This window comes from Rhodococcus sp. (in: high G+C Gram-positive bacteria) (assembly GCF_049286785.1).
In the GTDB taxonomy this organism is placed as follows: domain Bacteria; phylum Actinomycetota; class Actinomycetes; order Mycobacteriales; family Mycobacteriaceae; genus Rhodococcus_F.
The window spans coordinates 1-3027 of record NZ_JBAQEO010000012.1; the positions used below are offsets into that span (position 1 = coordinate 1).

The 3027-nt window shown below is 64.3% G+C and carries 4 protein-coding genes; 2 read left to right on the top strand and 2 right to left on the bottom strand.

Features of this window, described 5'->3' with window-relative positions; translation table 11 throughout:
* Nucleotides 1-367 precede the first annotated feature (367 nt).
* Both WAW17_RS00475 and WAW17_RS00480 read left to right on the top strand, forming a co-directional pair.
* The gene (locus tag WAW17_RS00475; RefSeq protein ID WP_422331072.1) at nucleotides 368-1153 is read left to right on the top strand and encodes a replication initiation protein; all 786 of its coding nucleotides are present in this window, start codon (nucleotides 368-370) and stop codon (nucleotides 1151-1153) included.
* A gap of 62 nt (nucleotides 1154-1215) precedes the next feature.
* Nucleotides 1216-1431 carry a sigma factor-like helix-turn-helix DNA-binding protein gene (locus WAW17_RS00480; RefSeq protein WP_422331069.1) on the top strand — a complete coding sequence of 72 codons (216 nt, stop codon included), beginning with the start codon at nucleotides 1216-1218 and terminating at the stop codon, nucleotides 1429-1431.
* 75 nt (nucleotides 1432-1506) lie between these two features.
* On the opposite strand, the gene WAW17_RS00485 is transcribed toward WAW17_RS00480, so the two are convergent.
* Both WAW17_RS00485 and WAW17_RS00490 read right to left on the bottom strand, forming a co-directional pair.
* Entirely contained in the window at nucleotides 1507-2016 is a 510-nt protein-coding gene (locus WAW17_RS00485; RefSeq protein ID WP_422331070.1) for a hypothetical protein, read from the bottom strand.
* A gap of 254 nt (nucleotides 2017-2270) precedes the next feature.
* The gene (locus WAW17_RS00490; RefSeq protein WP_422331071.1) at nucleotides 2271-2846 is read right to left on the bottom strand and encodes a hypothetical protein; all 576 of its coding nucleotides are present in this window, start codon (nucleotides 2844-2846) and stop codon (nucleotides 2271-2273) included.
* Nucleotides 2847-3027 lie beyond the last annotated feature (181 nt).

A 3027-nucleotide genomic window follows, 5' to 3' on the forward strand; every position in this document is an offset into this window, starting at 1 on the left:
CGACGAAATTGAGTGAGTCGCTCCAACCGCGGTCTGTATTTCAGTGTCGGAGGTTTGCTCGGGATGGGGGACCCAGGCGCGGGATACCTGATATGGCTCGCTCTGCTCCCAAACGCATCAGCACTGCTACCGAAATCCGAGCCGTACCCGTATTTCAGTGTCGGAGGTTTGCTCGGGATGGGGGGCCCAGGCGCGGGATACCTGATATGGCTCGGCGTGCCTACCGTAATAATTTCTCTAACCCATGCAAGGTATGCGCATGGATTCCTCGGGGGCGGTACTTCTCAGTGACGATCAATGGGCACTCGAAGTACTGCTGCCACATCGGCCGTACGCAACAAACAACGTCAAGAGCGGGCAGTACCGCATGAGCCGCGAGGAAGCGTTGGCGATGCGCTACGTCGAGCACTCACCGCATGCGCTCCTGGGATCCATCGTGATCGACGTCGACAACCCAGACGCTGCTATGCGTGCCTTCGAACAGCCCAGCGACCACCCGGCGCCCTCCTGGGTCGCCCAGACCATCAAGGGCCCGCATGCGGGGTACGCGCATCTCGGCTGGTGGCTCGCCGCTCCTGTCTGCCGCACAGACTCGGCGCGGTTGCAGCCGCTCCGGTTCGCTCAACGCATCGAGGCAGGACTGAGAGTCTCTGTAGGCGGCGACTTCTCATATGGCGGACAGCTCACCAAGAACCCCATTCACCCTGACTGGGAAACGATCTACGGGCCAGCGCAACCCTACGAACTTCGTGACCTAACCACGATCCATACCCCACGGCAGATGCCGCGCCGGCCCGACCGCGCGGCCGGCCTTGGCCGCAATGTCACCATGTTCGACACCGCCCGCAATTGGGCCTATCCGCAGTGGTGGCACCACCGCAACGGCACCAGCCGCGATTGGGAGCAGCTGGTGCTTCAACGCTGCCACGCAATCAACACAGAGTTTCCCGAACCGCTCCCCTTCAATGAGGTCCGCGCCACCGCCCAGTCCATTGCCCGCTGGATCTGGCGCAACTTCACCGAGCAGAAATACCGTGAACGACAAGCTCACCGCGGCCGAATCATGACGGAGAAGCGGCGGCAATCGATCGTGGCCACGAACAAACGGCGAGCTGTAGATCGGGCCGCGATCCTTGCTGAATTGGAGGCGTGATGCCTGCTGAAAATCCAGTTCGACGGGCGAAGACCGCAAAGGAAATGGCGGCACGTCTCGGGGTGTCTGAACGCACTATCCGCAACGTCGTTGCCGAGCCTCGCGCGGAGTTCGAGGCTCGAGCAGAGGCACGGCGTCGACGGGCCGTAGAACTGCGAGAGCAGGGGTTGAAGTACCGGGAGATCGCCGAGGAAATGGGAATTTCGACAGGTGCTGTGGGGAAGCTTCTCCACGATGCGCGGATGTCGGCGGAAAAAAACCAGCAACTCAGTGCGTAGTCGATTCGCGCGGCGACACAACACTTTGGCCGTAGACCCAGTGATTAAGAGTCACTTGCTCCACGAAACAGCAGCTCAGAGGCCGAACCTGCCGACGAGACGTTCGAGTGGACCCCGCTGCCGGCGTGGGACTTCTTGCAGGACAGGAGCCGCATCTGACGTCGTCTCATCGGCAGAGAGCGGCCGCTGACCTGCCTCAAGCATCCGGAGGGCGCGGGCCTGTACCTCGATCACCCGTTCCCGCTCGGCCGCCAGGGCCTCAGCGACCTCGGCCCGCCGGCGCAATGCCTCGGCTTCCTCGGCGCGCTTGCGCAGGTCCGCGACTTCCTCGGGGGTGTACCAGACCCTGTCCCCCTGTCCCTGGGTGTCCCGCTGAGGGACTGGGACGGTGTCCGGGGACGCTGGCCTACCCGGGCTGAGACCAGCGTGTAGGAGCGAACCGAGCGGGATCACCCACGCACCGGCCGCATCTTTGTACGCGCCGCCGTCTCGCAGCTGGTCAATGCGCCGCGTGATTGTCTTCCGCGACACCTGGCACGCTTCGGCGGCCGTGGTCACCGTGAACGTCTGCCCTGGGTTGGTCACGTAGGTCAGTGTCCATCACCTGGGCGTGACATGACGTTAGGTCAGCTGGGACATGTCCCTGTGACTGCTTGTCCTACCCCTAGTCCCTGTGACTGCTTGTCCTACCCCTAGTGGGCCGACGGAGATCGACGGGGCAACGATGTCGAGGGAGGCCGCAGCAACGTTCACACATTTCGATGGCAAGGCAGCGTTCAGCGGTGCCGCGATGGCAAGGCAGCGCGCAGCGGTGCCGCGGCAGTGCCTGTTCTGCCGGACTATCGCCGGGTGTGGGCTGCGAGCCGGTCGAGGGCTAGCAGGGTGGCGGTGTGCTGGCCGCCGTCGAGCTCGCCGGACCGGGCCATCCTGTCGAGGCCTTCCAGGACCGCGCGGCACGAGCGCGGCGAGTCGAGCACCGTCTGCACGGCCTGCGCCGGGTCGATGTACGCGGTGGTGCCGGCGCTCGAGTGGATCTGGGCAAGCAGATCGGTCACGGGAGCCGCGAGCCTCCCCAACACCCACGCCCTGATCCCAGGATCACCGTTAGGCCGGTAGCTGCCTTCCTTGATGCGGTGCCGCAGCGTGTTCAACAGCTTCTGCAGCGCCTCATCGTCCTTGAGTACGCGGTCGATGGACGCGGCCGTTGTGGCCGGTCGATGCACCACCTTCTCGACTTCGACCACCCGCTCGCGCAACTCCACCGCGACGACACCGCGCTCAGCCGCCCGGCGTTCCTCCGAGGCGAGTTTGCGGCACTCATCCGAGCACCACTTCCGCGGCCGGCCCCGCCCGTGCAGGGCGCTGGTGTTGCTCTCGATTTCGCGGTCACAGCGCGGGCATCTCGAACTCGTCATAGCCGCGATCCTAATTTCGTCGCGCGAAAATAGTGCGTCAGTTCCCCGTGAATGCAAGAGGTGTGTGGCTTTCAGAGTTCTCCGGCCCAGCGCAGCGCCCCGTACAGGGCTCCGACGACTTAGGTCACCTAAGTCTCCATCTTGCTCCGTCGGCCCGGTGTGCGAGCGCTCGCACACCGGG